General features: G+C 61.3%; 4 protein-coding genes. All 4 read left to right on the top strand.

The window, feature by feature from the left end:
• Positions 1 to 587: 587 nt before the first annotated feature.
• Positions 588 to 911, top strand: coding sequence for a hypothetical protein (locus tag JNL55_RS16755; protein ID WP_293855898.1), 324 nt, complete (start codon positions 588 to 590; stop codon positions 909 to 911).
• 76 nt (positions 912 to 987) lie between these two features.
• The gene (locus JNL55_RS16760; protein WP_293855901.1) at positions 988 to 2,286 is read left to right on the top strand and encodes a TolC family protein; all 1,299 of its coding nucleotides are present in this window, start codon (positions 988 to 990) and stop codon (positions 2,284 to 2,286) included.
• On the top strand, positions 2,283 to 3,524 hold the full coding sequence (locus JNL55_RS16765; RefSeq protein WP_293855904.1) for an efflux RND transporter periplasmic adaptor subunit: 1,242 nt from the start codon (positions 2,283 to 2,285) through the stop codon (positions 3,522 to 3,524). The genes JNL55_RS16760 and JNL55_RS16765 overlap by 4 nt, the downstream gene beginning before the upstream one ends.
• Positions 3,525 to 3,533: 9 nt before the next feature.
• Positions 3,534 to 5,895: efflux RND transporter permease subunit (locus JNL55_RS16770; RefSeq protein WP_293855907.1), on the top strand; the 2,362-nt coding region annotated here is incomplete at its 3' end.

Raw genomic sequence — 5,895 nt, forward strand, 5'->3', positions numbered from 1 at the left:
GTTCAGCCAGTATGTCGGCACCACGTTCCATGACGGCTACCTGAGCCGCCAGACGTACGAAGGTTGGAAGCGCACCCGCACCCAGACCGAGTACAGCTACTGGGATCATTTCGTCCGCGTGTAATCCCCCACACGCCAATAGCGGAGGCTCGCAAGGGCCTCCGCTTTTTTTTCGGAGCAAGCCGGTGCGTTACCTTCCTCTCATCGCCACACTGATACTCACCCTTAGCGTCGGGGCCTGTAGCAAATCAGCGGCCACCCCGCCGGCAATGAACGCGGCACTACCGACCCTCCGTTGCGCTCAACATCCGGTTCCCGAATTCAGCCTGGGCTCGGGCAGCAGCGCGAGCGACCAGCAACAGAGCGCTCTTTGCGACTGCATCTGGTCCCGGCTCGACGCCAAGGATCGCAAAGTCGCGGCGCGCCTGGCTGAGCACCAGCCCATGCCGCGGAACTCGGCCTTTGCGTTACATTTCGGCAAGGTCCTGCAAGCTTGTTCCGTTACACCCCGCTGATTGGCATACTACGCGCCCATGTGGCGCCTTCCCCGCATAACCAGATTGTTATTGTGGATCGTCTTATTCGCGGTGATGACTGCGAAGGCGAGCGGCGCGCATGTGCATCTCTGCATGGACGGCTACGAGCCGCCAGCCAGCGTTCACTTCTCCGATAGCCACAACGACGAGCATCATCTCGACGACGGCGGCGCCGACAAGGATGTGAATCCGCTGGTCGGCATGCTGGCCAAGAAGGCTGGCTCGGACTTCGATCTAGGGTTGGCCGTAGTCCTGGTAGTCCTCAATTGGGATCTGCCAGTGGCCAGCGCGGTGCCGTTCCCGCCCGAACGCCCATCGGTTCCCGCCGACTTTTCTTTGCATTACCGGCCACCGCTACGCGGTCCGCCGGCCTAAAGCCTCCTCCAATCCTTCGTCTATTTATTTCATCGAGTGACGTTCCGTCAGGAGCGCCGCTCGTGGAGGCATTTCCATGAGAAAGATTTTGACGCACGCCTGGCGTGCGGGCGTTGCCGCGTGCGCGCTGAATTCAATGCTGGGCCAAGTGCTCGCGGCATCCGCTGCCGATTCGAGCACACAGAAAGAGTTGACCCTGGAGCAGGCCATCGGCCTGGTCGCCGAGCGCAATCCGTTGGGCCGCGCATTGGCGTTGGAGTCCGAGAGTTTGACGAGTCGTTCCCAGGGGGAGGCGTTGGCTCCCGCTTGGGCCCTACAAACCGACTTCGAAAACTTCGGCGGCACTGGCAGTGTGTCCGGCGTCGGCTCGCTGGAATCCACGGTGCAGCTGTCCCGCGTGATTGAGCGGGGCGGCAAGCTGGCTTTGCGTCGGGAGCTTGGCGTGCGAGAGATCGACGCGCTTACTGCCGATCAACAGGTTCGTCGTGCCGAGCTATCCGCTGAAGTGGCGCGGCGCTTCATCCATGTCGTTTCCGATCAGCAGTCGTTGGTGACGGCGCGTCGGTCGGTAGAGTTGGCTCGTACCGCGCGCGATGTAGTCAAGCAACGAGTCGAGGCGGGTGCAGCTTCGCCGGCAATGCTGAGCCGGGCTGAGATTGCGTTGGCGCGTGCCGAGATCGACGCGGAGCACGCTGAGCACGAGCTCGCCAGCTCGCGAGTCAGTCTTTCCGTGTTGTGGGGCGATGCGCAGGCGTCGTTCGGTACGGCAGCGGGGGCCATATTCGATTTGCCCAAGCTGGAGAGCTTCGAGAGCTACACGCAGCGCCTCTCTACCAATCCCGACATCGAGCGGTTTGCATCGGATGCACGAGCGGAAGATGCCCGCATTCGGCTGGCAGAAGCAGCAAAGGTAGCCGATGTCTCAGTCGCCGCTGGTGTGCGTCGTCTGGAGGCGTTTGACGAGCACGCCTTGGTCGCATCGTTCTCCATTCCGCTAGGAACGCGCCAGAAGGCAGCGTTGGCGGAGAAGGCTGCACGTGCCAACCGCGCTCGCGTCGACGCCGATCGCGAATCGCGATTGTTGGAGCTGCAAGCGAAGCTGTTCGAGTTGTACCAGGAGATTACGCACGCTGGCACTGAAGCACGGGCATTGCACACGAACATCCGACCGCAGGCAGAGTCGATGTTGACCACGACCGAGCGAGGCTATCGAGCGGGTCGTTTCTCGCTGCTCGAGCTGGCTGACGCTCAGACGCAGCTGCTCGAAGTAGAGCGCCAGGCAATCGTCGCCGCCGCGCAATTCCACACCTTACTCATCGAGATACAACGCGTGACGGGCGCGCCTATTCGCGCCTTTGAAGGGAGTTCGCCATGATCAGATCATTGGTAGTGTTATTTGCGGCGTTGTTCGTCGGCGGTTGTGGATCCTCTTCAAAGTCCGAGGACGAGCATGGCCATGAAGGCGGTCACGAGGCAGCAGAGTCGTTCGAGCGTGGCTCGCACGGCGGTCGTTTGCTCGAGCAAGAAGGCTTCGCGCTGGAGCTTGCCATCTTTGAAAGCGGCGTCCCGCCCGAATTCCGCGCCTGGCTGTATGAAGACAACAAGCCGCTGCCGGCGGATGCGGCCTCGGTAACCGTTGAGCTGGGTCGACTCGGCGGTGGCGTCGATCGGTTCGAGTTCGAGCCACAAGGTGAGTTCTTGCGCGGACGCGGTGTCGTCGAGGAACCGCATTCTTTCGATGTGGTCGTGCGTGCTGTACGCAACGGCAAAACCAGGGAGTGGCAGTACGAATCGTATGAAGGACGAACGGCCATCGCTGCCAACGTCGCTAAAACCATGGGGGTGACGACCAGCGAAGCCGGGCCGGTCACGTTGCAGGAAGGATTGTCGCTGTCCGGCGTGATCCAGGCCGATCCGGCCCGAGTTTCCAGAGTGCGAGCTCGATTTCCGGGCGTGGTGCGTGAAGTGGGCGTGCAGCCGTGGGCGACCGTGAGTCGCGGCGCTGTGCTCGCTCAAGTTCAGAGCAACGAAAGCCTGCAGAACTATTCGATCACCGCGCCTATTGGTGGCGTGTTAGTCGAGCATCGCGCGCAAGTAGGCGAGGCCACGGGCGAAGAAGCGCTATTCACCATCATCGATCTGACCAAGGTCTGGGTGGAGCTCGACGTGTTTCAAAACGATCTGGCCCGCATCAGCGAACAGCAGCCGGTTCGGGTGTTGGATCTGGATGGCCGCAAGTTGGCCGACGGTCGGTTGTCGCGGATCGCACCGCTTGCGGTTCATGGCAGTCAGAGCGTGAGAGCGCGTGTCGTGATCGACAACGCCACCGGCCAGTTGCGGCCGGGCCAATTCGTCACAGCGCAAGTAACCGTTGCGGAGATTCAGGTTCCGTTGGCGGTGCGGCGTGACGCGATACAACGATTCCGTGACTTCGATGTGGTGTTCGAGCAGATCGACGATACCTATGAGGTGCGGATGCTCGAGTTGGGGCGAGCCGATGCGGAGCACATCGAGGTGGTTGGCGGGCTGAGCAAGGGCGCTCGGTACGTCACGCAGAACAGTTATCTCATCAAAGCGGACATCGAGAAATCCGGTGCCAGCCACGACCATTGAGGTAACGTCATGCTCAACAGAATCATAGAATTTTCGCTGCGGCATCGCTGGTTCGTGCTCGGCATCGTGGTGCTGATCTGCGCCATCGGTGTCTATAACTATCAGCGGCTGCCCATCGACGCAGTGCCGGACATCACCAATGTCCAGGTGCAGATCAATACTGAAGCGCCGGGCTATTCGCCGTTGGAGGCCGAGCAACGAGTCACGTTTGCCATCGAAACCGCCATGGCGGGATTGCCTAGGTTGGAGTACACACGCTCGCTGTCGAGGTATGGACTGTCGCAGGTGACCGTCGTGTTCGAGGATGGCACCGACATCTACTTTGCGCGGCAGCTGGTTGCCGAGCGAGTTGCTGAAGTGCGATCTCAGTTGCCCTCGGGATTGGAGCCGACGCTCGGGCCGATAGCGACCGGCCTTGGCGAGATCTTCATGTACACCGTGACGGCGGAGGACGGTTCTCGCTGGACGCCAACGGATCTGCGAACAGCGCAGGACTGGATCATTCGCCCACAGCTGCGCCAGACACCGGGCGCGGTGGAAGTGAATACCATCGGCGGATATGAGCGTGCCTTCATCGTCGCGCCCAAGCCGAACCGATTGCTGGCGTACGATTTGACCTTCGATGACATTCTCGCAGCCATTGCCAGGAACAACGAGAACGTCGGCGCTGGCTACATCGAACGCAACGGCGCTCAGTACTTGATCCGTGCGCCGGGTCAGTTGGCGACTATCGAAGAACTTCGCGAAGTCGTCGTGGCTCAGCGGCAAGGCGTTTCCATCCGACTAACCCAAGTTGCGACGATTGAGGTGGGTCACGAGCTGCGCGCGGGTGCGGCTACTCAAGACGGACAAGAGATCGTGCTGGGGACGGTCTTCATGCTGGTCGGCGAGAACAGCCGAGCAGTCGCACGAGGTGCGGCCGAACGTCTCGAGCAAGTGCAGGCCTCGTTGCCGAAGGGCATGAAGGCCGAGGCCATCTACGACCGGACTTCGCTGGTCGATGCCACCATCGACACCGTGACCAAGAATCTGGTCGAAGGTGCGCTGCTGGTCATCGCAGTGCTGTTCGCGCTGCTTGGAAACATTCGCGCAGCGCTGGTGACGGCGGCGGTCATTCCTATCGCCATGCTTTGCACGATCACGGGCATGGTGGGTTCGCGAGTGTCCGGCAACTTGATGAGCCTAGGCGCGTTGGATTTCGGCCTGATCGTCGACGGTGCCGTCATCATCGTGGAGAACTGTCTGCGACGCCTAGGTGAAGAGCAGGCCAAGGCCGAGCGATTGCCGACGTTGCTGGAGCGGCTAGCGATAGTGCGAGAGGCCACCAAAGAGGTGGTGCGGCCGAGTTCGTTCGGCGTAGTCATCATCCTGGTGGTGTACCTGCCGATCTTCACGCTCACCGGTATCGAAGGAAAGATGTTCCACCCGATGGCGATCACGGTCGTCATCGCGCTCACCGCGGCGTTGATTTTGTCGCTGACCTTCGTGCCGGCCGCAGTGGCGCTATTCGTGCGTGGTTCCATTCGACATGGCGAGAATCGAGTCATGGCGAGCATCCGGAAGGCGTATGAGCCGATGCTGTTGCGAGCCATTGAACGTCGTTGGCTGGTTCTATCCGGTGCGGCGGCGCTGGTGCTGGTAGCGGTGCTGTTGTCGTTGCGAATGGGGCGCGAGTTCGTGCCGAATCTGGATGAAGGCGACGTGGCACTGCATGCGTTGCGTATTCCAGGGACCAGCCTGACTCAGGCCGTGGACATGCAAATGGCATTGGAAGCACGGCTGAAGCAGCTGCCCGAGGTGTCGCATGTGTTCGGCAAGATCGGCACGGCTGAGGTTGCCAACGACCCCATGCCGCCGTCGGTCTCGGACACTTTCGTCATGATGAAGCCGCGCGCGGAATGGCCCGATCCTCGCAAGACCAAGCAAGCGTTCCTGCAGGAGTTGCAGGCTGCGGCGGCCGAGATTCCCGGCAACAACTATGAGTTCACTCAGCCCATTCAGATGCGCTTCAACGAGCTGATCTCGGGCGTGCGCTCGGATGTCGCGGTGAAAATCTATGGCGACGATCTGGAGCAATTGCTCGAACTCGGCGAGCGGGTCGAATCGTTGCTGACCGGCATCGACGGAGCTCGCGACGTGAAGACGGAACAGATCACCGGATTGCCGTTGCTGACCATCACACCGGATCGTGCCCGCCTGGCGCGCTATGGACTCGCGGTAGCCGATGTACAGCGGGTCGTGAAGATCGCGTTGGGAGGCGAGAGTGCCGGTCAGCTGTTCGAAGGCGATCGGCGCTTCAGCATCCTGGTGCGCTTGGGCGATGAGCTACGAGCCGATCCGCAGGTGTTGGCGCGCTTGCCGGTGCCACTGC

Source organism: Steroidobacter sp. (assembly GCF_016790065.1).
Taxonomy (GTDB): Bacteria; Pseudomonadota; Gammaproteobacteria; order Steroidobacterales; family Steroidobacteraceae; genus Steroidobacter.

Coding starts and splice junctions, on each gene's coding strand:
- JNL55_RS16760 (WP_293855901.1), top strand. CDS start 988: ATGAGAAAGATTTTGACGCACGCCTGGCGTGCGGGCGTTGCCGCGTGC.
- JNL55_RS16765 (WP_293855904.1), top strand. CDS start 2,283: ATGATCAGATCATTGGTAGTGTTATTTGCGGCGTTGTTCGTCGGCGGT.